Raw genomic sequence first — 24,506 nt, 5'->3', positions numbered from 1 at the left:
ATGGCCGATAACACACTTCACTCTTCCGCCCGCGCTAACTGGCTGGAGCGCCGCTTTGCGCTGCGCTCGCGCGGCGGCACGCTACGCACCGAATGCCTGGCCGGGATCACCGGTTTCCTCGCCGCCGCCTATTTACTGGTGGTCATCCCGGGGCTGCTGGCGATCGGCGGGATGGATAAAGGCGCCGCCACCACCGGCACCATTCTGGTCTTCGTCGTCGGCTCGCTGCTGATGGCGTTTTATGCCAACCTGCCGTTTATCGTCGGCCCGGGCATTGGCGGCTCGGTGCTGGTGGGGGTGACGCTGGCTGGTAGCGAAGGGATTGGCTGGCAGACTGGCCTCGGAATTGCCTGCTGGTCGGGGATCCTCTTCTTCCTGCTGACCCGCTTTGGCCTGCGCGAAGTGGTCACCCGCTCGGTGCCGCAGTCGATCAAGCTGGGATTGACGGCCTCCATCGGCCTGTTTGTCACCGTCCTCGGTTTTCGCAATGCCGGGCTGGTGCTGGCCAATGCGAAAACCAACGCCCTGATGCTCGGCGACTTTCTCGCCCCCGGCGCGCTGGTGGCGCTGTGCGGCCTGTTCCTGGCGATAGCCCTGCAGGCGCGTAAGGTTCCGGGCGCCATTTTGTGGGCCATTCTGTGCGCTACCCTGGTGGGTATCCCGTTCGGCGTGACTAAACTGCCGACGCATTTTATCGATGCCCCCCACTCGCTGGCGCCGGTGCTGGGACAGGTTGACCTGCTGGGGGCGTTAAACATCGCCTTCCTGCCGTTCCTGTTCGTCTTTTTCGCATCTGAGTTTTTCTCCACCATGGGGACAACGCTGGCGGTGGGCGGCGAGGCGGGTCTGCTGGATGAAGAAGGCAACATGCCGCAGATTAATCGCCCGTTCATGGTCGATTCGATTGCCGCCGCGCTCGGCCCGTGGGTGGGCATTCCGGCGGCGACGGCGCTGATTGAATCTTCGGCGGCAGCGGAAGCGGGCGGCAAAACCGGCCTCACCGCCCTGTCGGCGGCGGTAATGTTCCTGCTGATGCTGCTGTTCACGCCGGTGGCGTTGATGATCCCGAAAGAAGCCACCGCCCCGGCGCTGATCCTGATTGGCCTGAACATGTTCAGCGGCCTGCGCAAAGTGGATCTTGCCAACTTCACCGACGGGCTGCCGGTGCTGATGATGGTGATGATCACCCTTATCGCCAACAGCTTTGGCACCGGGATTGCCGGCGGGCTGCTGTTTTACATTGTGATCAAGGCTATCGCCGGTAAGTGGCGGGAGATCCCGATTGGCCTGTGGGTATTGGCCGTCCCGCTGGTGTATTACTTCGCGACCTTAGTCAGGCATTAAGCCCTTCACAATGTGATTTCACCTCTTCATATAACAAACGCACCGCGGCAGAGAGCTGTTTGCGGTGCGGACAAATCAGATTCAACGGCACTACATCCCCCTGATAACGCGGCAGCAGGCGCCGCAGGCGCCCCGCCCGCAGATCGTCGCTGACGTCGAGCATCGATTTATAGGCAATGCCCTCCCCGGCGATCGCCAGCCGACGGATCACTTCGGCGTCGTCGCTCATCACCGTGCCGGAAACCTTCTGCTGCTGAACCACGCCGTCGAGGCTCAGCGACCAGCGGTCGAACGGACGGCCGCGCAAAATGTAGATCAACGCATTGTGCTGGCTGAGTTCCTCGAGGGTCTGCGGTTCGCCATGGCGGGCGATCCACTCAGGCGAGGCCACCAGCACCCGACGATTTTCCGGCGCCACCGGCAGCGAGATAAACGAGGCATCGTCGTTATTGCCATAGCGAAACGCAACGTCCACCGGATCTTTAAACACGTCGGTCAGCTGATCGGAAAAGAGCAGCCGCAGGCGCAGCGCCGGGTGGCGTTGGCGGAAATCGCGGAACAGGGTCAGGAGCAGATTACGCCCGAGGTCCGACGGCACGGCAATTTGCAACATGCCGCGAACTTCATCGTCCGGGGTTTGGATCTTCTGCAGACCGGCCTCGAGAGTATCGAGCATCTGGGTGGCGTAGGGCAGCCAGGTCTCCCCCTCCGGCGTCAGGCGCAGGCTGCGGGTCGAACGGGCAAACAGGCGAATATTGAGGATCGTCTCCAGACGCTTAATCGCCGCGCTGACCTGCGCCGGCTGCTGCCCGGCCTCGCGCGCCGCGTCGCTAAAACTGCCCAGCGCCGCGGCGCGGACAAATAAGGTCAGATCTTCCAGCCTGAACATGCCGATTCTCCCCTGCTTCAGATTGCTCCCAAAATACGCATCACCGTCGCTGCAACGCAAGCGGCACAAGACTTGCGCCGCGTTTTGCTTACACTTTTTAAAAATCCAGTGCTTGCCATTTCAGCAACGCATCAGGAATGATACGAGGCTGCTATTTTGAGTCCAGGTAATATTGAGGAAACTATGCGTAAAACAAAAATGATGCTTCTGGGCGTACTTCTTGCCACCGCTGGCGCCAGCTGGACGGCTACTGCCGCGGGGATCGATCAGTATGCGCTGAAAGAGTTCACCGCCGATTTCACCCAGTTTCACATCGGCGACACCGTTCCGGCGATGTATCTCACCCCGGAATACAACATTAAACAGTGGCAGCAGCGTAACCTGCCTGCGCCGGACGCCGGCAGCCACTGGACCTATATGGGCGGTAACTACGTGCTGATCACCGATACCGAAGGCAAAATCCTCAAAGTGTACGATGGCGAGATCTTCTATCATCGCTGATCCGCGCAATCTCCACGTCCGCCCCGGCGAGCCAGCGGACTCTCCGGCGCTGCGCCAGATCTTCCTGCGGGCGCGCAGTTTATCGTGGACCTGGCTTCCCGCCGCGGCGTGGCGGCTGGAGGATTTCGATGCCGCCACTGCGGATGAACAGCTGTGGGTCGCGGAATGTGACGGCCAGCCGGTGGGCTTTGCCGCCGTATGGACCGCCGATAATTTCCTTCACCATCTGTTTGTCGACCCCGACTGGCAGGGCAAACATATCGGCAGCGCGCTGCTGGCGCAGGTCGAACGGACCTTTACCGCCAGCGGAACGCTGAAGTGCCTGATGGAAAATAAAAACGCCCTGCGCTTCTACCAGCGTCATGGCTGGACCATCGAAGCACAGGGCGCGTCGCCCGAGGGCAGATACTGGCTAATGCGCTCGCCGCGGCCTTAAACGGCGCGGAAGGCAATCTCACCCGGGATCACTTCTCCCTGCCAGTACATCTGGGCCGCCACCCGGCCCGCCAGCTGGCGGTAGATGTCGGTAAATTCGCTGTCCGGACGCGCCACCACCGTCGGCGTGCCGTTATCCAGATCTTCCCGCAGCGTAATATGCAGCGGCAGCTGGCCCAGCAGCTGGGTGTGGTATTTCTCGGCCAGTTTTTGCGCGCCGCCGGTGCCGAAGATAGGCTCGTGGTGCCCGCAGTTGCTGCAGATATGCATGCTCATGTTTTCCACGATCCCCAGCACCGGCACTTCCACTTTCTCGAACATCACGATGCCTTTTTTGGCGTCGATCAGCGCGATGTCCTGCGGCGTGGTGACCACCACCGCGCCGGTCACCGGGATGTTCTGCGCCAGGGTCAGCTGGATGTCGCCGGTGCCCGGCGGCATATCCAGCACCAGGTAGTCGAGGTCCGGCCACAGCGTCTCCTGCAGCATCTGCATCAGCGCCTTGCTGGCCATCGGCCCACGCCAGACCATGGCGTTGTCGTCGGTCACCAGGTAGCCGATGGAGTTGGTTGCCAGACCATATTTCATGATCGGCGCCATATGGGTGCCGTCCGGCGAGGTCGGGCGGCTGTCTTCCGCACCCAGCATGGTCGGAATCGACGGACCATAGATATCGGCATCCAGAATGCCCACCTTCGCCCCTTCCGCCGCCAGGGCCAGCGCCAGGTTTACGGCAGTAGAAGATTTACCGACGCCGCCTTTGCCGGAGCTGATGGCGATAATGTTTTTCACGCCGTTGACCCCGGGCTGGTTTTTCACCCGCTTGAGGGTCGCGATGCTGTGGGTCAGCTTCCAGTCGATGGCCTTCGCGCCGGTGATGCGCAGCAGTTCGGCGCTGCACTGCTCTTTCAGCGCTTCGAAGGCGCTGCTCCAGACGAACGGCATTTGCAGTTCAATATGGACGGTATCGTCCAGCCAGGCGACATGGTGCAGCGCCTTAAGGGCGGTGAGATTATGCTTCAGGGTTGGGTGCTGGAAATTGGCCAGCGTCCCGGCGACCATCGCACGTAGGCGCTCAGGGGATTTGGCCTGGGATTGCGAATTCATCCCGACTCCTTTGTTGTTTTGAGATGCTTTCAGTAATCACAGAGTTTATCACAGGTAACGATTATCCATATATGGGCAGCCATTTATGGCGCACCCACAGCCCTTTTGGTAATATCGGAAGCCCTTTTTACAACAGAAGATGTAATGCTCACTATGACTCAAGTCGCGAAGAAAATTCTGGTAACGTGCGCCCTGCCGTACGCCAACGGCTCCATCCACCTCGGCCACATGCTGGAGCACATCCAGGCTGATGTCTGGGTCCGTTACCAGCGAATGCGCGGCCACGAGGTCAACTTCATCTGCGCCGACGACGCCCACGGCACGCCGATTATGCTCAAAGCGCAGCAGCTCGGTATCACTCCGGAGCAGATGATTGGCGAAATGAGTCAGGAGCATCAGACCGATTTCGCCGGCTTCGACATCAGCTATGATAATTATCACTCGACGCACAGCGACGAGAACCGCGAGCTGTCGGAGCTTATCTACACCCGCCTGAAAGAGAACGGTTTTATTAAAAACCGCACCATCTCTCAGCTCTACGATCCGGAAAAAGGCATGTTCCTGCCGGACCGTTTTGTGAAAGGCACCTGTCCGAAGTGCAAATCTCCGGACCAGTATGGCGATAACTGCGAAGTGTGCGGCGCGACCTACAGCCCTACCGAGCTTATCGACCCGAAATCGGTGGTCTCCGGCGCCACGCCGGTGATGCGTGACTCCGAGCACTTTTTCTTCGACCTGCCGTCGTTCAGCGAAATGCTGCAGGCGTGGACCCGCAGCGGCGCCCTGCAGGAGCAGGTCGCGAACAAGATGCAGGAGTGGTTCGAATCCGGCCTGCAGCAGTGGGACATCTCCCGCGATGCGCCGTACTTCGGCTTCGAAATTCCCAACGCGCCGGGCAAATATTTCTACGTCTGGCTGGACGCGCCGATCGGCTACATGGGCTCCTTCAAGAACCTGTGCGACAAGCGCGGCGACACCACCAGCTTCGACGAATACTGGAAGAAAGATTCCACGGCCGAGCTGTATCACTTTATCGGCAAAGACATTGTCTACTTCCACAGCCTGTTCTGGCCGGCGATGTTGGAAGGCAGCAACTTCCGTAAGCCGACTAACCTGTTCGTACACGGCTACGTGACGGTCAACGGCGCCAAGATGTCCAAGTCGCGCGGCACCTTTATCAAGGCCAGCACCTGGTTAAATCATTTCGATGCCGACAGCCTGCGCTACTACTACACCGCCAAGCTCTCTTCACGCATCGATGACATCGACCTGAACCTGGAAGATTTCGTGCAGCGCGTGAACGCCGACATCGTCAACAAGGTGGTTAACCTCGCCTCGCGCAACGCCGGCTTTATCAGCAAGCGTTTCGACGGCGTGCTGGCCGCGGAGCTGGCCGACCCGGCGCTGTACAAAACCTTCACCGACGCGGCGGAAAGCATCGGCGAAGCATGGGACAGCCGCGAGTTCGGTAAGGCCATCCGCGAAATCATGGCCCTCGCCGACGTGGCTAACCGCTACGTCGACGAGCAGGCGCCGTGGGTGGTGGCGAAACAGGAAGGCCGCGACGCCGACCTGCAGGCCATCTGCACCATGGGCCTGAATATGTTCCGCGTGCTGATGACCTGGCTGAAGCCGGTCCTGCCGCAGCTGGCCGCGCGTGCGGAAGCGTTCCTCAACAGCGAACTGAGCTGGGACGCCATTCAGCAGCCGCTGCTGGCGCATAAGGTCAATCCGTTCAAGGCGCTGTACAACCGTATCGAGATGAAGCAGGTGGAAGCCCTGGTAGAAGCCTCTAAAGAAGAGGTGAAAGCCACCGCGGCGCCGGTCACCGGTCCGCTGGCGGACGATCCGATTCAGGAGACCATCACCTTTGACGATTTCGCCAAAGTCGATCTGCGCGTGGCGCTGATTGAAAACGCGGAATTCGTCGAGGGCTCCGACAAGCTACTGCGCCTGACGCTGGATCTCGGCGGCGAAAAACGTAACGTCTTCTCCGGCATCCGCTCCGCCTATCCGGATCCGCAGCCGCTGATTGGTCGCCTGACGGTGATGGTCGCCAACCTGGCGCCGCGCAAAATGCGCTTCGGCATCTCCGAGGGCATGGTGATGGCCGCCGGCCCTGGCGGGAAGGATATCTTCCTGTTAAGCCCTGACGACGGCGCCAAGCCGGGTCAGCAGGTGAAATAACAAAAAAGCCGGAGAGTATCTCCGGCTTTTTTTTGCCCGGCGGCGCTATGCTAGCACGCGCCCGGGGGCAGTCGTTGTAGGCCGGGTCAGGCGAAGCCGCCTCCCGGCAAAAAATCACGCCTTCGGGTTATGCACCCGCTGGGTCAGTCCGCGCAGGAAATTGCGCAGAAACTGGTCGCCGCACTCGCGGTAGTTTTTGTGGTCAGGCGAGCGCATCATGGCGGTGATCTCCGGCACCGACACCCGGTATTTCTGCTCGCTCATAATCGCCTGGATATCGTCCGTTTTCAGCGAGAAGGCGATCCGCAGCTTTTTCAGCACCGTGTTGTTATTCACCCGACGCTCCAGCGCCAGCTCCGGGGCCGAATCATCTTTGCCGCGCTTGTCATAGATAAGGCCGTTCAGGAAACCCGACAGGATAATGTCCGGGCAGCGAACAAAGCCCTCTTCATCCTCTTTCGTCGTCCAGGTGTCGAAGCTGGCGGCGGTGGATTCCATAGCGGAGAGCGCGAGAATGCGCACCATATCGTTATTATTGACTTTCAGGGTGTAGCGCAGGCTACGAAGAATATCATTACTGAGCATGAGGGCCTTTTACTGTCGATGATGCAATGGGGCGCAGTGTACCAGCTTTACAGGCCAATCGCCTCTTTCAGGCTTTTTAAATAGCGTCGGCTCACCGGCACCGTTTGCCCGGCGCGCATCAGCAGCTCCGCCTGACCATTCTCCTCCAGGCGAATCTCCTTCAGGTGCGCCATATTCACCAGATACTGGCGATGGCAGCGCAGCAACGGCGTGCGGCTCTCAAGGGTGCGCAGGGTCAGTTCGGTAAAGCCCTCTTTTCCCTCGCGGTCGGTCACGTAGATGCCGCTCATCCGGCTGCTGACGAAGGCCACATCCTCCATCTGCAGCAGCCAGATACGACTGTGGCCGGTACAGGGAATGTATTTCAGCGTCTGCTGAGCATCATCCAGCAGCGACACATCCTGCAGATTACGCTCCTGGCGCAGGCGGGCGAGGGTTTTCTCCAGCCGGGCAGCTTCAATCGGCTTCAGCAGATAGTCAAAGGCATGCTCCTCAAAGGCTTTCACCGCGTATTCATCAAAGGCGGTGAGAAACACGATATAGGGGCGGTGCTCCGGGTCGAGCATCCCGACCATCTCCAGACCGCTGATGCGCGGCATCTGGATGTCGAGAAACAGCACGTCGGGACGCAGCTTATGCACCGCGCCAATGGCCTCCACCGCGTTGCCGCACTCGCCGACGATCTCGATATCGCGCTGTGTCTCCAGCAAAATGCGCAGGTTTTCCCGCGCCAGCGGCTCATCATCGACGATCAATACTCTCAGCATGCATTCTCCTCCAGGGGCAGACGTAGGGTGACACGGGTAAAGCGCTCCGGCTCGCAGGTGACGCTGATGCCGCAGTCGGCGCCAAAACGCGCCCGCAGCCGCCTGTCCACCAGATTCATCCCCAGCCCGCTGGCCTGGGGGTTGGCCCGGTACAGCCCGGCGTTATCTTCGATATCCAGCTGCAGCCAGCGATCGTCCTGGCTGGCGCGGATGGTAATTTCGCCGACGCCAAGATGTTGCGATGTACCATGCTTAATGGCGTTCTCCACGATCGGCTGCAGGGTAAAGGCCGGCAGCTGGTGATGCGCCAGCCCTTCCGGCACCGCCATCTGGATCTGCAGGTTAGCCTGAAAGCGAGCCTTCTCAATCTGCAGATAGGCGTTAACATGCTCGATCTCATCGGCAAGAGTGACAATTTCCGTCGGCCGTTTCAGGTTCTTGCGAAAGAAGGTCGATAGATACTGCACCAGCTGGCCGGCCTGATCGCTGTCGCGGCGGATCACCGCCTTCAGCGTGTTAAGCGCGTTAAACAGGAAGTGCGGGTTGACCTGGGCGTGCAGGAGCTTGATTTCGGATTGCGTCAGCAGCGCCTTCTGCCGCTCGTACTGTCCGGCGAGGATCTGCGCCGACAGCAGCTGGGCAATCCCCTCCCCGAGGGTGCGGTTGATCGAACTGAACAGGCGATTTTTCGCCTCATACAGTTTAATGGTGCCTATCACCCGTTGGTTCTCGCCGCGCAGGGGGATCACCAGCGTCGACCCCAGCTTACAGTGCGGATGAATCGAGCAGCGGTAAGGCACCTCGTTGCCGTCGGCGTAGACCACCTCCCCGGTCTCAATCGCCCGTTGCGTATACGAGGAGGAAATAGGCTTGCCCGGCAGATGGTGGTCGTCGCCGATGCCGGTAAACGCCAGCAGCTTGTCGCGATCGGTGATCGCCACCGCGCCGATGTCCAGCTCCTGGATCAGCACCTGGGCCACCTTCATGCTATTCTCTTCGTTGAATCCCTGACGCAGGATCCCCTCGGTGGACGCCGCCACCTTCAGCGCCGTGGCGGAAAAGGCGGAGGTGTACTTCTCAAACATCGCCCGTTTATCCAGCAGAATGCGCATAAACAGCGCCGCTCCGACGGTATTGGTGACCATCATCGGCGCGGCAATGCTCTGCACCAGATGCAGGGCGTCCTGGAACGGGCGGGCAATCAGCAGAATGATCATCATCTGCACCAGCTCGGCCACGAAGGTGATCGCCCCGGCGGTCAGCGGGCTAAAGACTTTGTCCGGCCGGCCGCGTTTGACCAGCACGCTGTGCACCAGACCGCCCAGCAGCCCCTCAACGATGGTGGAGACCATGCAGCTTAAGGCGGTCATTCCCCCCAGCGAGTAGCGGTGCAGGCCGCCGGTGAGCCCTACCAGCCCGCCGACCACCGGCCCGCCGAGCAGGCCGCCCATCACGGCGCCGATGGCGCGGGTGTTGGCGATGGAGTCTTCGATATGCAGACCGAAATAGGTCCCCATAATGCAGAAAATGGAGAAGGTGACGTAGCACAGCAGCTTGTGCGGCAGGCGAACGGTGACTTGCATCAGGGGGATAAACAGTCGGGTTTTGCTCATCAACCACGCGATGACCAAAAATACGCACATCTGCTGAAGCAGCAGCAACACCAGATCAAACTCGTACATACCCGCAAACCACACATGCCTGAAAGCGCGTACCATACCCTGCCTGGCGAAAACTTTCTTTGAAGCCCTGCATAAAAATGAAAAATGACGGCCAGGATCACACTTTTTTGCGGCGCGTTGCGCAGCAAACGCGGCAAAAAGCCCGGCGCGGCGCGCTAAACCGCAATTAATGTTTCATTAACACCTGCGCTTCACCGTATAATCCCCCTGTTAACATCAGGAGCCTATTATGAAGCCAGCGAAAATCGCGGTCGTCACCCTCTTCTTACTTATGGCCATCGGCGGGATCAGCGGCGTAATGCTGGCCGGCTATTCCTTTATTGTGCGTGGCGGTGTCGGCTGATCCAGCGGGTCAGACGCTCAAACGCGCGGTCGACGATAATCGCCGCCAGGGCCACCAGCAGCGCCCCCTGAACAATATAGGCGGTATTAAAGCCGCTCAGGCCGATGATGATCGGCGTCCCGAGCGTACTGGCCCCCACCGTCGAGGCAATGGTCGCGGTACCAATATTGACGATGACCGAGGTGCGGATCCCCGCCAGGATCACCGGGGCCGCCAGCGGTAGCTCCACCTTATACAGACGCTGCCAGCCGGTCATTCCCATCCCTTCAGCCACACCTGACACCCCCGGCGGTATCGAACCCAGCCCGGCCAGCGTCCCCTGCAGCACCGGCAGTATGCCATACAGCGCGAGGGCTATCAGCGCCGGCAGCCAGCCAAAGCCCAGCACCGGCACCGCCATCGCCAGCACCGCCACCGGCGGAAAGGTCTGCCCGATAGCGGCGATGGTCTCCACCAGCGGACGAAACGCGCCGCCGGCGGGCCGGGTGACCGCCACCCCAGCCCCCAGCCCGATTGCCGTTGCCGCGAGGCTGGACGCCACCACCAGCCAGCCGTGATCGAGAGTGAGCGCCCAGAAGCTCTCCTGCTGGTAGACCGGCCGCGGCAGCTCCGGGAACAGCCGACTGAACAGCGGCGCGCTGTAGGGCAGCCCTGCCAGCAGGCCGATAAACAGCGCGATAAGCCACCACAGCGGCTCACGAAGCGCCTTCATGGCTCATCTCCTGACGCAGCAGATCGGCAAAATGCAGCGTACCGCAGGGCCTGCCTTCGGCATCGACCACCGGCAGCGTCTCGCAGCGCCGGGCGACAAACTGCGACAGCGCTTCCCGCAGGGTCATGGTGACGGTCAGCCCCTCGCCCGCCAGCCGTTCGTCGGGACGCAAATAGTCCCCCACCTCGCGCAGCGACAGCAGGCGCACGCCCAGCTCGCTACGACCAAAAAAGGTCTGTACAAAGCTATTTTTCGGTCGCAGGAGCATCTCCAGCGGCGCCCCCTGCTGGACCACCTCGCCCCCGTCCATCAGCACCAGGTGGTCCGCCAGACGCAGCGCTTCGTCAATATCATGGGTCACCAGCACAATCGTCCGTCCCAGCAGACGGTGGATGCGCAGCATCTCCTGCTGCAGCGCCTCGCGGGTCACCGGGTCGAGGGCGCCGAAGGGCTCATCCATCAACAGCACCTCCGGATCTGCCGCCAGCGCCCGCGCCACCCCCACCCGCTGCTGCTGGCCGCCGGAGAGCTGATGCGGGTAACGGTCGCGCAGCGTCGCCTCCAGCCCCAGCAGCGCCATCAGCTCGTCGATCCGGTCGGCGATCCTTGCCTGCGGCCATCTTTGCAGCTGCGGCACGGTGGCGATATTCTGCGCCACCGTCCAGTGGGGAAACAGGCCGATGGACTGGATGGCATAGCCCATCCGCCGCCGCAGGGTCAGGACCGGCTGCTGGCGAATGTCCTCGCCGGCAAAGCGAATAGTGCCCCGGTCCGGCTCCAGCAGACGGTTGATCATCTTCAGCGTCGTCGACTTGCCCGAGCCGGAAGTCCCCACCAGCACCGAGAAAGCGCCTTCGCGCAGCTCCAGGGTCAGGTCCTTCACCGCCGGGTGGCCGGCAAACACTTTGCTGACCCCTTGAAATTCAATCATTGGCCTCTCCTTTTAGCCAGGCGCCCCACAGGGCGAACAGGGCATCCACCACCACCGCCAGGGCAATGGTCGGCACCACGCCCAGCAGCACCAGATCCAGCGCACTGCTCAGCAGCCCCTGAAAAACCAGCGCGCCAAAGCCGCCGGCGCCGATCAGCGCGGCCACTACCGCCATGCCGACGGTTTGCACGCTGACCACCCGCAGGCTGCGCAGCAGTACCGGCATCGCCAGCGGAAGCTGCACCTGACGAAAGCGCTGCCCGGCGCTCATGCCCATTGCCGTCGCGCTTTCCAGGGCATCCTGCGGTACCTGCTGCAGGCCGGTCACCACCCCGCGCACCAGCGGCAGTAGCGCATAGAGAGTGAGAGCGATCAGGGCTGGCGCCACGCCGGTCCCGGAGACGCCCAGCTCGCCCAGCGTCGGGAAATAACGCGCCAGACCGGCAAGCGGCGCAATCAGCAGGCCAAAAAGCGCTACCGACGGAATAGTCTGGATCACATTGAGCGCGGTGAAAGCTGGCGCCTGCCAGCGCGGACGCCGCCACAGCCATACCCCCAGCGGCAGGCCAATCAGCAGGCCCGGCAGCAGGGTGCCGAACAGCAGAAGCAGATGCTGGCGCAGGGCGTCATCAAATACCTCCTGACGGTTGGCATACTCCTTCAGCAAGGAGAGCTGATCGAGCGCCCCGATAGCGAGCAGGATGATGGGCAACAGCCAGACTTGCGCATTGAGCAGCCAGCGCCAGAGCGGCCGGACGGTAAGATGACGGATGGCCTCGCTGGCCAGCAGCAGACAAAGCGCCAGCGACAACCACAGGCCGCTGCCGGGCGAGGTGCGCGCCAGCGGCGAGCCGTGGCGGGAGAGCTCAAGCGCCGCCTGGCCGCTGCCCCAGATAAGCAGCGGGAAGAGCAGTTCGGCCAGCAGCAGGTGAAGAAGCGGCGCGGCCCTGCCTGGCAGCCAGCAAAGCAGCATCCCGGCAAGGGCCGCCGCCAGCTGAACGCCGGCGAGCCAGGGCATTACCTGCCACAGCCCGCGCCCTTCGCCGGAGAGTAAGCGATTCGGCGCGTAAGTAATAAACGGCAGCGCCAGCGTAACCAGCAGCAGACCTGTCAGCAGCAGGCCGACGCGATGAGTACAGCGAATGGTCACCGGTGGCTTACTTCAGCAGGCCTTTCTGCTGCAGATAATCTGCCGCCACGCGCTTCGCATCCTGGCCCTCCACCGCAATGCGGGCGTTCAGCTGCTGCAGCGTTTTTTCATCGAGGCTGGCGAAGACCGGCTGCAGCCAGTCGGCGATCTGCGGGTAGGCCTTGAGCACCGCCTCGCGCACCACCGGCGTCGGGGCATATATCGGCTGCACGCCCTGCGGGTCGCTCAGCGTCTGTAACCCCAGGGCCGCCACCGGGCCATCGGTGCCGTAGGCCATCGCCGCGTTAACGCCGGAGGTCTGTTGCGCCGCCGCTTTGATGGTCACCGCCGTATCGCCCCCGGCCAGCGACAGCAGCTGGTTCTGGTTGAGGTTGAAGCCATACGCTTTTTCAAACGCCGGCAGCGCGTCCGGGCGCTCAATAAATTCCGCCGAAGCCGCCAGCTTAAATTCGCCGCCCTGCTTCAGGTAGCGACTGAGGTCGGCCAGCGAGGTCAGCTTATTTTTCTCCGCCAGGTCCTGGCGCACGGCGATAGTCCAGGTGTTGTTGGCCGGCGCCGGGGTGAGCCATACCAGCTGATGTTTCTCCTGATCGAGGCGCTTCACCTTCTCATAGCCCTGTTGGGCATTCTTCCACGCCGGGTCGTTTTCATCTTTGAAGAAGAAGGCGCCATTGCCGGTATATTCCGGGTAGATATCCAGCTCGCCGGCGACAATCGCCCCGCGCACCACCGGCGTGGTGCCGAGCTGGATTTTATTAATCGTTTTTACGCCGTGGCTTTCCAGCACCTGCTGGATCATATTGCCCAGCAGCGCGCCTTCGGTATCAATTTTCGAGCCGACCTTCACCGGCTCCGCCGCCTGCAGCGGTAAACTTATCAGGGCGGCCAGCGCCAGCGCGCCGGACCATTTCATTGCCATCTTCATCCCGCTTCCCTCAGTTCTTTTGCGCTTCGCTTACAGAAGCTTAAGAGAAAAGCGTAGCCCATTTGCCAGCGATGCGAAAAAGAAAAGGCCGATTAATCGGCCTTTAAAGCGTGACGTTGGACTTAAGAGCGATGCCTTACAGCAGCTCAAATTCGCTCTGCTTCACGCGGGCGGAGTCCACGCCGATAAAGACATTGAATTTGCCCGGCTCAGCAACGTATTTCATTTGCTGATTCCAGAACTTCAGCGCGTCGACGTCGATTGGGAAGCTAACGGTTTGCGTTTCGCCCGGTTTGAGGGTGACCTTTTTAAAGCCGCGCAGCATTTTCACCGGCCGGCTCATGGAGGCGGTGACGTCCTGCAGGTAGAGCTGGATCACCGTCGCCCCTTCGCGATTGCCGGTGTTGGTCACCTGCACGCTGGCGGTCACGCTGCCATCGCGCGGCATGGTGGCCGACGACATGTTGACATCGGAGACGCTAAAGGTGGTGTAGCTCAGGCCGTAACCAAACGGATACAGCGGGCCATTGGCTTCATCGAAGTAACGCGAGGTGTACTTGTTCGGCTTCTCCGGATTATACGGCCGGCCGGTATTCAGGTGGCTGTAGTAGGTTGGGATCTGCCCCACCGAGCGCGGGAAAGACATCGGCAGCTTGCCCGACGGGTTGTAGTCGCCAAACAGCACGTCGGCGATGGCGTGGCCGCCTTCGGTGCCAGCAAACCAGGTCTCCAGCAGCGCATCGGCTTGCTGATCCTCTTTCACCAGCGCCAGCGGACGCCCGTTCATCAGCACCAGCACCAGCGGTTTGCCGGTGGCTTTAAGAGCGGCAATCAGATTGCGCTGGCTCTGCGGCAGGGTGATATCGGTCCGGCTGGAGGCCTCATGCGCCATGCCCTGCGCCTCGCCCACCACGGCGACCACCGCATCGGATTGCTTCGCCGCCGCGACCGCTTCGTCGATCATTTCCTGCGGCGAGCGCGGGTCAACCTGCACTGCGTTCTCATACAGGTTAAGGAAATTGACAATACCTTTATCGTCAGTGACGTTCGCCCCTTTGGCGTAAATCACTTTGCCGTTATCGCCCAGCGCTTCTTTGATGCCGGTCAGGACGGTCACCGACTGGTCGGCCACCCCGGCCGCGGACCAGCTGCCCATCATGTCGCGCTTGCTGTCCGCCAGCGCGCCCACCACCGCGATAGTGCCGGATTTTTTCAGCGGCAGCGTATCAAGACGGTTTTTCAGCAGCACCAGGCTCTCGCGAGCCACTTCGCGCGCCTCTTTACGATGCAGACGACTTTCCGCATTGGTGTCCTGCGGGTCAGAATCTTTCGGTCCCAGGTGGCTGTAGGGATCGTTGAACAGTCCCATATCATATTTCACGTTGAGCACGTGTCGGGTGGCATCATCCAGCTCGGCCATGGTCACCTTGCCGGACTTCACCAGCCCCGGCAGGTACTTGCTGTAATACTCGTCGCTCATGCTCATGTTGATGCCGGACTTCAGCGCTACGCGCACCGCGTCTTCCGGGTCGGAGGCCACGCCGTGCTTAATCAACTCTTTGATGGCGCCGTGGTCGGAAACGGTGATGCCTTTAAAGCCCCACTGGTCGCGCAGGACGTCTTTCAGCAGCCAGGAATCAGAGGTCGCCGGGGTGCCGTTCAGCGAGTTCAGGGCTACCATCACCGCGCCGCTGCCGGCATCAAGCCCGGCTTTATACGGCGGCATATAGTCGTTGAACAGGCGCTGCGGGCTCATGTCGACCGTATTGTACTCTTTCCCGCCCTCCACCGCGCCGTAGGCGGCGAAATGCTTGACGCTGGTCATCACCGAATAGCGGTCCGCCGGGCTCTTGCCCTGCATCGACTCCACCATCGCCTGGCCCATCATCGTGGTCAGATAGGTGTCTTCCCCGAACCCTTCGGAAGCGCGTCCCCAGCGCGGGTCGCGGGAGACGTCGACCATCGGCGCCCAGGTCATGTTCAAGCCGTCATCGGCGGCTTCATAAGCTGACACGCGGCCCACGGTCTTCACCGTATCAAGGTTAAACGACGAGGCCAGGCCGAGGCTTATCGGAAACACGGTACGCTGACCGTGCAGCACATCGTAGGCAAAGAACAGCGGGATCTTCAGGCGGCTAAGCTGCATCACCTGATCCTGCATTACACGGATATCCGGGCGGGTAACGGTGTTAAAAATCGCCCCCACCTGACCGTTCTTGATCATTTCACGGATCGCCTCTTTCGGGTTATCCGGGCCAACGCTTATCAGACGCAGCTGGCCGATTTTCTCGTCCACCGTCATTTTTTTCAGCAGGTCGGTGACAAAGGCATCCCGCGCCTGCGGGGTCAGGGGGTGGTTACCAAACAGTTCATCCGCCAGCGCGGGTTGCAGCGCCAGACTCACGGCGACGCCTACAGTGCAGAGCCATTTCATTGTTATCTCGCTTTATCTCAGACGGGGACTCGGTAAAACATAATAAAAACCGCAGTTTGCCATATATATAAACAACGCGCCCGCAGAATGCTAAGGTTCTTCTCTGATTTTTGCGAAACATTCATGCATCAAATTGTCATACAAAGCGCTATGCTTATCCTCGATATTTCGCGCACCACCACAAGGAGTGGAACATGTCATCTGCACCCACTGACACCCATAAAACGTTTCTGGCTGACCTGGCGCGCCTGGTTGGCCCTTCGCATCTGCTGACCGACCCGGCAAAAACCCAGCGCTACCGCAAAGGCTTCCGCTCCGGTCAGGGCGAGGCCCTGGCGGTTGTCTTTCCCGGTACCCTGCTGGAGCTCTGGCGCGTGCTCAACGCCTGCGTAGACGCCGATAAAATTATTCTGATGCAGGCGGCCAACACCGGCCTGACCGAAGGTTCGACCCCCAACGGCAATGATTACGATCGCGAGATCGTGATTATCAGCACCCTGCGCCTGGACAAACTGCATCTGCTGGACAAAGGCGAGCAGGTGCTGGCCTGGCCCGGCACCACCCTCTATTCGCTGGAAAAAGCGCTCAAACCGCTGGGACGCGAACCGCACTCGGTGATCGGTTCGTCATGCATCGGCGCGTCGGTCATCGGCGGGATCTGCAACAACTCCGGCGGCTCGCTGGTGCAGCGCGGGCCGGCCTACACTGAGATGTCGCTGTTCGCGCAGATTGACGCCGACGGCAAGCTGAAGCTGGTCAATCATCTGGGCATCGATCTCGGCAGCACGCCGGAGCAGATCCTCAGCCGCCTCGATGACGAACGGATTAGCGATAGCGATGTCCTGCACGACGGCCGCCACGCCCACGATCACGACTATGTCACCCGCGTACGCGATGTCGATGCCGACACCCCGGCGCGCTATAACGCCGACCCGGACCGCCTGTTCGAATCCTCCGGCTGCGCCGGCAAGCTGGCGGTTTTCGCCGTGCGTCTCGATACTTTCCCGGCGGAAAAGCGCCAGCAGGTGTTTTACATTGGCACCAACCAGCCGCAGGTATTGACCGAGATCCGCCGCCATATCCTCGCCGAGTTCCAGCATCTGCCGGTGGCGGGGGAATATATGCACCGCGATATTTACGATATCGCCGAGAAGTATGGCAAAGACACCTTCCTGATGATCGACAAGCTCGGCACCGACAAAATGCCGTTCTTCTTCACCATGAAGGGGCGCACCGACGCGATGCTGGAGAAAGTCTCGCTGTTTAAGCCGCACTTTACCGACCGCTTTATGCAGAAGCTCGGCCACGTCTTCCCGGCGCATTTACCGGAGCGGATGAAAACCTGGCGTGATAAATATGAACATCATCTGCTACTGAAGATGGCTGGCGACGGCATCGAAGAAGCGCAGCGTTGGTTGACGGAGTACTTCCAGCAGGCCGAGGGGGATTTCTTCGCCTGTACGCCGGAGGAAGGCAGCAAGGCGTTCCTCCATCGCTTTGCCGCCGCCGGCGCGGCAATCCGCTATCAGGCGGTGCATGCCGACGAAGTCGAAGATATTCTGGCGCTGGATATCGCCCTGCGCCGTAACGATACCGAGTGGTTCGAACATCTGCCGCCCGAAATCGACAGCCAGCTGGTGCATAAGCTCTACTATGGCCACTTTATGTGCCATGTGTTCCATCAGGATTACATCGTCAGGAAAGGGGTCGACGCCCACGCGCTGAAGGAAAAAATGCTGGAGTTACTGAAAGCGCGCGGCGCCCAGTACCCGGCGGAGCATAACGTGGGTCATCTGTATGAGGCCCCGGAGAGCCTGCAGCAGTTCTATCGCCAGAACGATCCCACCAACAGCATGAACCCGGGGATTGGTAAAACCAGCAAGCAGAAATACTGGGGTGAAGCGGCCCCGACGCCAGCCTCTCCGGCGGATCCGCAATAATCGACGGCAGGACTATTCAGCCTGGCGCTTCTGTATTACGCTGCACGCCGGAGAATGTTTCTCCGGCAGATTCAGGAGCGCCGCCATGCCCGCAGAGGCCCCGTTACTCGACAGTGATTTAGAAATTCGCGAAGCGCTGCCCGACGATGCGCACGCCATCGCCGCGCTGTATGTCTGGCACGTGCTTAATGGCCGCGCCTCCTTCGAAGAGATCCCCCCCACCGTTGACGAAATGCGTAAACGGATCCAGACCGTGCGCGACAACGGGCTGCCGTGGCTGGTAGCGCTGTGGCGCGGGGCTATCGTCGGCTACTGCTATGCCACCTTCTATCGCCCGCGTCCGGCCTATCGCTACACCCTCGAGGAATCGATATACGTGGAATCCGGAATGGGCGGACGCGGCATCGGCAGCGCGCTGCTGTCCAGGCTAATCGCTGAGTGCGAGAAAGGCCCGTGGCGGCAGATGCTGGCGATCATCGGCGATGGCCATAACAATGCCGGCTCGCTGGCGATCCATAAAAAGTTCGGCTTTACCGTGGCGGGTCAGCTGCGCAGCGTCGGCTACAAGATGGGCGACTGGCGGGATACGTTGATTATGCAGCGCGCGCTGGGTGACGGCGACTGGACGCTACCGGAGTGATATCCGGCGCCAAATCCCCGGCTCGCGGCGTAAACGCCTTAGCCGGGCTACCGTTCAGCGCGGTTCCGGAGAGGCGTCAGCCGCCATCCTGCACAAACACCGGCACTCGGCCTGATTGCCCGGCGGCGCTGCGCTTGCCGGGCCTACGAAGGGGATGAACCCGCCGCCAAATCACGTAGGCCGGATAAGGCGCGAGCCGCCATCCGGCACACACGCGGCACGGTGTCGGGTATATTGCCCGGCGGCGCTGCGCTTGCCGGGCCTACGAAAGGGGCGAACCCGGTGCCAAATCACGTAGCCCGGATAAGGCGCAATGCGCCGCCATCCGGGAGACATGCAGATTAATCGTTCTGCGCGGTCTGCGCGCCGCCTTTCAGCATCGCCTCCGCCATCTGCGCTTCGCGCTGCTTTTTATAGCTCAGCGCCGAGGCGGGTACCGGCATCACCTTCCCGGTTTCAATCCAGGTCCGCAAGCGGCTGGCGTCAGCGAAGTGGGTATATTTGCCGAAGGCATCCATCACCACCAGCGCCACCGGACGTTGGTTAATCACCGTGCGCATAATCAGGCAGTGGCCGGCAGCGTTGGTGAAGCCGGTTTTGGTCAGCTGAATGTTCCAGTTATCGCGATACACCAGATGGTTGGTGTTGCGGAACGGCAGGCTGTAGGCCGGATGGGCGAAGGTGGCGGTCTCTTCTTTGGTGGTGCTCAGCTGGCCGATCAGCGGATACTGCTCGCTGGCGATCAGCAGTTTGGTCAGATCGCGGGCGGTGGAGACGTTATGCACCGACAGGCCGGTGGGCTCCACGTAGCGGGTATGGGTCATGCCCAGCGCCTGGGCTTTGGCGTTCATCGCGCGAATAAAAGCGTCGTAGCCGCCCGGATAGTGATGCGCCAGGCTGGCGGCCGCGCGGTTCTCGGAAGACATCAGCGCCAGCAGCAGCATATCGCGGCGACTAATCTGGCTGTTGAGGCGCACGCGGGAGTAGATCCCCTTCATTTCCGGCGTATGGCTGATATCCACCGTCAGCATCTCATCCAGCGGCAGATGGGCATCGAGCACCACCATGGCGGTCATCACTTTGGTGATCGACGCCATCGGGCGCACCAGATCAGGCTGGCTGGCATAAATGATTTTTTTCGTGGCCAGATCGACGATCATGGCGCTGCCGGAGGCAATTTCCGGCTGCGAGGCGGTCACCGCCGTCGGGGTTTTTGCTAACGCCTGGGGCGCAAAAGGCACAGCCAGCAGCAAGGTCAGGCTGAGCAAAGAGACTCGAAATTTCGGCATCATGGGCATTCTGAAAAGTATTTTTGCACGTTATGGAACGTACGCCGCGAGGTTAAGTGGGCAACTTCGCTGGCAAACGCCATCATACCGCGCCGTAAGGCCCTGTGCCTAATAAGAATCGTGAAGAAATGCTGCATTGCCGACATAAAATACATATTTGCCGGCAATGCATATTTACCCGTGTCGCCCGATCAGAAGAGTCGGTAGCCATACCCCCAGAGCACCACGGTGATGGCCAGCAGCACTTCCAGCACCAGTACCCCAATAGCTAGCGTCGAGCTGGCAAAGCTTAACCCCTCTTCCCGATTAATGCTCAGGAAGGTCGGAATGCCGAGATACAGCAGATACCCGGTATAGAACAGCGCAATAGTACCGACCAGCGCGCACAGCCAGACCAGCGGATAGAGCGCCACAATCCCGCTCAGAAACAGCGGGGTGGCGACGTAGCCGGCAAACACCATGCAGCGTTTCAGGGAAGGCTGCTGCGGATACTGCCTCGCCATCCACCAAATGACCCGCCCCATGATCGCCACCCCGGCGAGCATCACGGCGTAAAACAGCACCGCCAGCGCCAGTCCGGTCAGCATCGACAGTTTAATCACGGTGCCATCGCCGAAGTTCCAGCCCAGCTGCGTGGTGCCGATAAAGGCGCAGATTACCGGAACCGCCGCCATCAGCAGCACATGATGCGTATAGTGATGAGAAATGGTTTCATTCTCGCTCTTAATCACGCTCATTTCCCGGTTGGGATGAGCGAAGAGCCCCCAGACATGGTTCATAGCGTCCCCCTTGTCACGGCTTCGTACTGCACTGATCCAAGTATAATTCACCCTGTAGATTATTTTATGTACAGCACAGAAAATTCTGCGTCGCCGCGTTTTGGTCAGCAGGGTGTATGATTAAGAGGTGATGAGGTAAGGAGAAAAGCTTTTTATGGATATCAATCACCTGATTTCCCAGTATGGCTACGCGGCGCTGATCGTCGGCAGCATGGCGGAAGGTGAGACCATTACCCTGCTGGGCGGCGTCGCGGCGCATCAGGGGCTACTGAAATTTCCCCTGGTGGTGATCGCCGTCGCCCTCGGCGGGATGATTGGCGATCAGCTGCTCTATCTGGTCGGTCGCCGCTTCGGGGGACGCATCCTGCGCCGTTTCGCCAGTCAGAAAGCGCGGATCCGTAAAGCGCAGCGTATGATCCAGCACCGGCCGTGGCTGTTTGTCATCGGCACCCGCTTTATGTATGGCTTCCGGGTAATCGGCCCCCTGCTGATCGGCGCCAGCCGCCTGCCGCCGCGCATTTTCCTGCCGCTGAATATTGTCGGAGCGCTGGTGTGGGCCCTGCTGTTTACCACCATTGGCTATCTCGGCGGCGAGGTGGTTGGCCCGTGGCTGCATCATCTGGACGCCCATCTGAAGCACTGGATCTGGCTGATCCTCGCGGTGGTGGTGGTGGTGGCCGCCCACTGGTGGCTCAGGCGGCGCGAGAGTAAGAAGAAAGACTAAGCGGCGCGCCCGCGGGCGCACCGTGGTTGGCGGTTACTTCACCGTCTGGTGGTAACCGCCGCCGAGGGCCGAGGTCAGTTGAATGCTAGCGTCAATCCACTGGCCGTGCAGGCGCAATGCGGTGATCCGCTCCTGCAGCGCCGGGAGCTTCGCCATACTGACCCTGGAGCCAGGTAAGATCCCCGCCGCCATTCGGGCCTGCGCCAGATCCACTACCCGTTGAGCGTCTTTTTCAACCTGCTGCTGCTGCTGGCTTTTGGCCATTAATGTTTCGACCTGGCTGGCGGTTTTCGCCACCTGGTTAACGGCATCCACCACCGCTTTGTTGTACTGGGCGATCGACAGGCTATTCTGCGCGCTGGCGATATCCAGGTTGGCGTTAAGGCGGCCGCTGTCAAAGATCGGCAGCGTCAACCCGGCAGTAACGCCCATCTGCTGCGCCGAATGGCGGAAAAGATCGCTTAAGTGCAGGGCATCCTGCTGCAGGAACGCCATCAGATTGATGTCCGGATAAAACGCCGCTTTCGCCGCGTCCACTTCGCTCAGGGACGCCTCAATATACCAGTGGGCGACCTGCAGATCCGGGCGGCGCGCCAGCAGCTCATAGCCGAGGGTATCTGGCAGCTGCGCGCTGACCGTTGGCAGGCTGGCGGGTTTGAGGTTTAGCGACTGGCTCTGGCTGTTGGTCAGGGCCATCAGCCGCGCTTCAATCTCTTTCATCGTGCCCGTCACGTCCGCCAGCTGCTGGTCGGTTTTGCTGACGTTAATATCGTTCTCCGCCCCTTCGGCGGAGTTAGTGATCCCGCGCTGATACAGGGCCTTGTCGACCGTCACGATATTATTTTGCTCGTTTTTCACCTGCTGCAGCACCGCTTTGATAGCCGCTTCCGTCTGCCACTGCCAGTACAGACGCGCCACGCTGCCGGAGAGCAGCTCACGGGTCTGGGCCTGTTCAGCAACCTGGGCTTTCAGCTCGCCGATACGCGCTTTCACCAGCGCACGGTTTTTTCCCCACAGATCGAGATCCCAACCGGCGGTCAGGCCAAAGGTACCGTTGGTGTACAACGGGCCGGTATTGCCGTCGGTGTCGGTAGCAAACGGTCCCATCAGGCCTTCGGCCGACATGCGCTGGCGTTCAATATCGGCGGAGAAATCCATCTCCGGGCCAAGATTCGCCTGCGACATTCGCGCCTGCGCTTCGGCAAGCCTGATGCGCTGTTCGGCAATCTGCATATCCGGCGCGTTGGCCAACGCTCGCTGAATCAGATTATTAAGCTGTGGGTCATGGTAATCTTTCCACCAGTCAGTCTGCGGCCAGCCATTTTTCACGGCGGCAGGGAGATCCATGGAAACATGGGAGGCCGGAATTTGCTGCTGCGGCGGATTAGCAACCTCATGAGATGGCGCGCAGCCAGCCAGCGCGATGGCCAGGGGCAATGCCGCCAGCACGCTTTTATTTAATATCAATTTCATTGGACAGGTCAGATAACTTAATCAGGTTGGTTATCATAAGTTAATTGAATTAAACGCGTTTAGTAAAGCGTGTGACTAAATTATTAGTTTGCTAAAAATAAACAACCTTATCAATTCAAGGGGTGAATATGAGCCGGCATCTTTTAACGAGCCGCACCTCTTTACCACCCTGCCCGCTCTGGATGAAGAGAAAGAACGTCCGATGATCTTTTTACTGCGCGCGTAAACCGGCTAATCTCCCGCCCGGCGATGGCCGGGCGGGCATTCTTTAGGCTTTCAGGCTGGCGCCGCGGCTGGCAATCACCTCTTTATACCAGCCAAAGCTCTTCTTCTTACTGCGCGCCAGGGTGCCGGTACCGTCATCATGGCGGTCGACATAGATAAAGCCGTAGCGCTTCGACAGCTCCGCCTTTGAGGCGCTCACCAGGTCAATCGGTCCCCAGCTGGTAAAGCCCATCAGCTCAACGCCATCGTCAATGGCTTCCCGCGCCTGCACCAGGTGGTCGTTCAGGTAACTGATGCGGTAGTCATCGTTAATGCTGCCGTCGGCTTCCACCTTATCTTTGGCGCCCAGACCGTTTTCCACGATAAACAGCGGCTTCTGGTAGCGATCCCACAGCACGTTCAGCAGCGTGCGCAGGCCCAGCGGGTCTATCTGCCAGCCCCACTCCGAGCTCGCCAGGTGCGGGTTCGGCACCATGCTGAGAATATTGCCGCGCGCCTGCTGGTTCAGCGCCTCGTCGGCGGTGACGCAGCCGGTCATGTAGTAGCTGAAGGAGATAAAGTCGACGGTGGTTTTTAGCGCTTCACGATCGGCGTCGGTGATGGTGAGCGTGATGCCGTTGTCACGGAAATAGCGCTGCATATAGCCCGGGTACGCGCCGCGCGCCTGTACGTCGCCAAAGAACTGCCAGCTGCGGTTCTCCTGCAGCGTCTCGAACACATCCTCCGGTTTGCAGCTCAGGGGATACATCAGCCCGCCGAGCAGCATATTGCCGATTTTGCCCTCAGGCACCAGCTCATGACAGGCTTTGACCGCCAGCGCGCTGGCCACCAGCTGGTGGTGAATCGCCTGATACACCTCGCCTTTGCTGCTGCCGGCCGGCAGGCCGACGCCGGTCATCGGGGCATGCAGCGACATATTGATTTCGTTAAAGGTCAGCCACAGTTTGACCTTATTTTTATAGCGGCTGAACACCGTCCGGGCGTAGCGCTCAAAGAAGCCAATCACCTCCCGGCTGCCCCAGCCGCCGTAGTTTTTTACCAGCGCCCATGGCATTTCATAATGCGACAGCGTCACCAGCGGGGTGATCTTGTGCTTCGCCATCTCGTCGAACAGCTTGTCGTAGAACGCGAGGCCGGCTTCGTTCGGCTCGGCGTCGTCGCCGTTGGGGTAGATGCGGGTCCAGGCGATGGAGACTCGCAGGCAGTTAAAGCCCATCTCGGCAAACAGGGCAATATCTTCCGGATAGCGATGGTAAAAATCGATCGCCACATCTTTTATGCCGCTGTCGCCGGGTACGCGCTCGACCACTTCGCCGAACACGCCGTGCGGCTGCACATCGGAGGTGGATAAGCCTTTGCCATCTTCCAGATAAGCACCTTCCACCTGATTGGCCGCGGTCGCGCCGCCCCATAAAAAATCCGTCGGGAATGTTTTCATCTTTTT

22 protein-coding genes are annotated in these 24,506 nt (G+C 60.4%); 8 read left to right on the top strand and 14 right to left on the bottom strand.

Features of this window, described 5'->3' with window-relative positions; genetic code table 11:
- Nucleotides 1–1,344, top strand: a complete 1,344-nt coding sequence (locus LPQ25_RS08070) for an NCS2 family permease (protein WP_014907200.1) — start codon at nucleotides 1–3, stop codon at nucleotides 1,342–1,344.
- Here the strand turns inward: LPQ25_RS08070 and LPQ25_RS08065 are convergent.
- The gene (locus tag LPQ25_RS08065) at nucleotides 1,334–2,233 is read right to left on the bottom strand and encodes a LysR family transcriptional regulator (protein WP_004149074.1); all 900 of its coding nucleotides are present in this window, start codon (nucleotides 2,231–2,233) and stop codon (nucleotides 1,334–1,336) included. The genes LPQ25_RS08070 and LPQ25_RS08065 overlap by 11 nt on opposite strands.
- Before the next feature lie 183 nt (nucleotides 2,234–2,416).
- On the opposite strand from LPQ25_RS08065, the gene LPQ25_RS08060 reads away from it, so the two are divergent.
- Both LPQ25_RS08060 and LPQ25_RS08055 read left to right on the top strand, forming a co-directional pair.
- Nucleotides 2,417–2,734, top strand: a complete 318-nt coding sequence (locus LPQ25_RS08060) for an RcnB family protein (RefSeq protein ID WP_002912749.1) — start codon at nucleotides 2,417–2,419, stop codon at nucleotides 2,732–2,734.
- Nucleotides 2,709–3,170 carry a GNAT family N-acetyltransferase gene (locus LPQ25_RS08055; protein ID WP_004189070.1) on the top strand — a complete coding sequence of 154 codons (462 nt, stop codon included), beginning with the start codon at nucleotides 2,709–2,711 and terminating at the stop codon, nucleotides 3,168–3,170. The genes LPQ25_RS08060 and LPQ25_RS08055 overlap by 26 nt, the downstream gene beginning before the upstream one ends.
- Here LPQ25_RS08055 and apbC read toward each other — a convergent pair.
- Nucleotides 3,167–4,276, bottom strand: coding sequence for an iron-sulfur cluster carrier protein ApbC (apbC, locus tag LPQ25_RS08050; protein WP_002912751.1), 1,110 nt, complete (start codon nucleotides 4,274–4,276; stop codon nucleotides 3,167–3,169). The genes LPQ25_RS08055 and apbC overlap by 4 nt on opposite strands.
- A gap of 153 nt (nucleotides 4,277–4,429) precedes the next feature.
- On the opposite strand from apbC, the gene metG reads away from it, so the two are divergent.
- Nucleotides 4,430–6,463 (top strand): methionine--tRNA ligase, encoded by a 2,034-nt coding sequence (gene metG / locus LPQ25_RS08045; RefSeq protein WP_002912753.1) that lies wholly within the window; start codon nucleotides 4,430–4,432, stop codon nucleotides 6,461–6,463.
- Between the two features lie 114 nt (nucleotides 6,464–6,577).
- On the opposite strand, the gene LPQ25_RS08040 is transcribed toward metG, so the two are convergent.
- Genes LPQ25_RS08040 through LPQ25_RS08030 form a run of 3 tightly spaced genes read right to left on the bottom strand, consistent with a single transcriptional unit; the run spans nucleotide 6,578 to nucleotide 9,497 of the window.
- Nucleotides 6,578–7,048 carry a YehS family protein gene (locus LPQ25_RS08040; protein WP_002912756.1) on the bottom strand — a complete coding sequence of 157 codons (471 nt, stop codon included), beginning with the start codon at nucleotides 7,046–7,048 and terminating at the stop codon, nucleotides 6,578–6,580.
- 47 nt (nucleotides 7,049–7,095) lie between these two features.
- On the bottom strand, nucleotides 7,096–7,815 hold the full coding sequence (gene btsR, locus LPQ25_RS08035) for a two-component system response regulator BtsR (protein ID WP_004144215.1): 720 nt from the start codon (nucleotides 7,813–7,815) through the stop codon (nucleotides 7,096–7,098).
- Nucleotides 7,809–9,497: a sensor histidine kinase gene (locus LPQ25_RS08030; protein ID WP_002912760.1), complete on the bottom strand. Its 1,689-nt coding sequence runs from the start codon at nucleotides 9,495–9,497 to the stop codon at nucleotides 7,809–7,811. Before LPQ25_RS08030 ends, btsR begins: the two co-directional genes overlap by 7 nt.
- Nucleotides 9,498–9,726: 229 nt before the next feature.
- Here LPQ25_RS08030 and LPQ25_RS08025 point away from each other — a divergent pair, with 229 nt between their 5' ends.
- Entirely contained in the window at nucleotides 9,727–9,840 is a 114-nt protein-coding gene (locus LPQ25_RS08025) for a protein YohO (RefSeq protein ID WP_002912762.1), read from the top strand.
- Here the strand turns inward: LPQ25_RS08025 and LPQ25_RS08020 are convergent.
- From LPQ25_RS08020 to bglX, 5 genes are all read right to left on the bottom strand, one after another.
- Nucleotides 9,815–10,552: an ABC transporter permease gene (locus tag LPQ25_RS08020; RefSeq protein ID WP_004180609.1), complete on the bottom strand. Its 738-nt coding sequence runs from the start codon at nucleotides 10,550–10,552 to the stop codon at nucleotides 9,815–9,817. The two genes, LPQ25_RS08025 and LPQ25_RS08020, sit on opposite strands and share 26 nt — an antisense overlap.
- Complete coding sequence (locus LPQ25_RS08015) at nucleotides 10,536–11,483, bottom strand: ABC transporter ATP-binding protein (protein ID WP_014907199.1); 948 nt, start codon at nucleotides 11,481–11,483, stop codon at nucleotides 10,536–10,538. The genes LPQ25_RS08020 and LPQ25_RS08015 overlap by 17 nt, the downstream gene beginning before the upstream one ends.
- Nucleotides 11,476–12,633 (bottom strand): ABC transporter permease, encoded by a 1,158-nt coding sequence (locus tag LPQ25_RS08010; protein ID WP_004144224.1) that lies wholly within the window; start codon nucleotides 12,631–12,633, stop codon nucleotides 11,476–11,478. Before LPQ25_RS08010 ends, LPQ25_RS08015 begins: the two co-directional genes overlap by 8 nt.
- 7 nt (nucleotides 12,634–12,640) lie before the next feature.
- A complete protein-coding gene (osmF, locus tag LPQ25_RS08005; protein ID WP_004144225.1) occupies nucleotides 12,641–13,558 on the bottom strand; it encodes a glycine betaine ABC transporter substrate-binding protein OsmF in 918 nt (305 codons plus the stop codon).
- A gap of 136 nt (nucleotides 13,559–13,694) precedes the next feature.
- Nucleotides 13,695–15,992: a beta-glucosidase BglX gene (gene bglX, locus LPQ25_RS08000; protein ID WP_015875047.1), complete on the bottom strand. Its 2,298-nt coding sequence runs from the start codon at nucleotides 15,990–15,992 to the stop codon at nucleotides 13,695–13,697.
- Between the two features lie 194 nt (nucleotides 15,993–16,186).
- Between bglX and dld the strand changes: the two genes are divergently transcribed.
- Entirely contained in the window at nucleotides 16,187–17,932 is a 1,746-nt protein-coding gene (gene dld / locus LPQ25_RS07995) for a D-lactate dehydrogenase (RefSeq protein WP_002912827.1), read from the top strand.
- A gap of 85 nt (nucleotides 17,933–18,017) precedes the next feature.
- Nucleotides 18,018–18,572: a GNAT family N-acetyltransferase gene (locus LPQ25_RS07990; protein WP_002912829.1), complete on the top strand. Its 555-nt coding sequence runs from the start codon at nucleotides 18,018–18,020 to the stop codon at nucleotides 18,570–18,572.
- Nucleotides 18,573–18,913: 341 nt separating this feature from the next.
- Here the strand turns inward: LPQ25_RS07990 and pbpG are convergent, their stop codons facing one another.
- Together pbpG and LPQ25_RS07980 are read right to left on the bottom strand one after the other, a co-directional pair.
- Nucleotides 18,914–19,864 carry a D-alanyl-D-alanine endopeptidase gene (gene pbpG, locus LPQ25_RS07985; RefSeq protein WP_004180615.1) on the bottom strand — a complete coding sequence of 317 codons (951 nt, stop codon included), beginning with the start codon at nucleotides 19,862–19,864 and terminating at the stop codon, nucleotides 18,914–18,916.
- Nucleotides 19,865–20,052: 188 nt separating this feature from the next.
- On the bottom strand, nucleotides 20,053–20,640 hold the full coding sequence (locus LPQ25_RS07980; RefSeq protein ID WP_002912831.1) for a Yip1 family protein: 588 nt from the start codon (nucleotides 20,638–20,640) through the stop codon (nucleotides 20,053–20,055).
- 154 nt (nucleotides 20,641–20,794) lie between these two features.
- Here LPQ25_RS07980 and LPQ25_RS07975 point away from each other — a divergent pair, with 154 nt between their 5' ends.
- A complete protein-coding gene (locus LPQ25_RS07975; protein ID WP_002912833.1) occupies nucleotides 20,795–21,364 on the top strand; it encodes a DedA family protein in 570 nt (189 codons plus the stop codon).
- Nucleotides 21,365–21,397: 33 nt separating this feature from the next.
- Here LPQ25_RS07975 and mdtQ read toward each other — a convergent pair whose 3' ends face one another.
- Both mdtQ and LPQ25_RS07965 read right to left on the bottom strand, forming a co-directional pair.
- Entirely contained in the window at nucleotides 21,398–22,837 is a 1,440-nt protein-coding gene (gene mdtQ, locus LPQ25_RS07970; protein ID WP_014907196.1) for a multidrug resistance outer membrane protein MdtQ, read from the bottom strand.
- 268 nt (nucleotides 22,838–23,105) lie between these two features.
- Entirely contained in the window at nucleotides 23,106–24,500 is a 1,395-nt protein-coding gene (locus LPQ25_RS07965) for a glycoside hydrolase family 1 protein (RefSeq protein ID WP_014907194.1), read from the bottom strand.
- Nucleotides 24,501–24,506 lie beyond the last annotated feature (6 nt).

It is taken from the genome of Klebsiella sp. KPN54798, assembly GCF_021184225.1.
Taxonomy (GTDB): domain Bacteria; phylum Pseudomonadota; class Gammaproteobacteria; order Enterobacterales; family Enterobacteriaceae; genus Klebsiella; species Klebsiella pneumoniae.
The sequence above is the reverse complement of the archived record's forward strand: the minus strand, read 5'-3'. Positions and strand labels throughout refer to the sequence as shown.